At 50.0% G+C, this 578-nt stretch carries 1 protein-coding gene; it reads left to right on the plus strand.

The annotated features are described in order from the left end of the window. Window positions 1–578: rod shape-determining protein (locus LMF89_RS25530; RefSeq protein ID WP_229537602.1), on the plus strand; the 578-nt coding region annotated here is incomplete at both ends.

Genomic DNA, 578 nt, shown 5'->3' on the forward strand with positions numbered 1-578 from the left:
CGTTGCAATCCGTCCGCTCCAGGATGGCGTCATCGCTGACTTCGACGTAACGGAAGCAATGCTGAAACACTTCATCGACAAGCTTGATGTAAAGGGCTTCCTTTCCAAGCCGCGCATCCTTATTTGCTGCCCGACAAACATTACAAGCGTCGAGCAAAAAGCAATCAAGGAAGCTGCTGAAAAAAGCGGTGGTAAAAAGGTCTACCTCGAAGAAGAGCCAAAAGTCGCAGCAATCGGCGCAGGAATGGATATCTTCCAGCCTAGCGGCAACATGGTCGTAGACATCGGCGGCGGAACAACAGACATCGCTGTTCTATCAATGGGCGACATCGTTACATCCGCTTCCATTAAAATGGCCGGTGACAAATTCGACGCAGAAATCCTCAATTACATCAAACGCGAATACAAGCTCCTCATCGGGGAACGTACATCAGAAAATATCAAAATCAACATCGGTACCGTCTTCCCAGGCTCTCGCACCGAGGAAATGGAAATCCGCGGCCGTGACATGGTGTCAGGTCTGCCAAGAACTATTTCCGTTCGCTCCGAAGAGATTGAAGCGGCACTTCGTGAATCTG

The sequence above is a fragment of the Pelosinus baikalensis genome (assembly GCF_020819555.1).
GTDB lineage: Bacteria > Bacillota > Negativicutes > DSM-13327 > DSM-13327 > Pelosinus > Pelosinus baikalensis.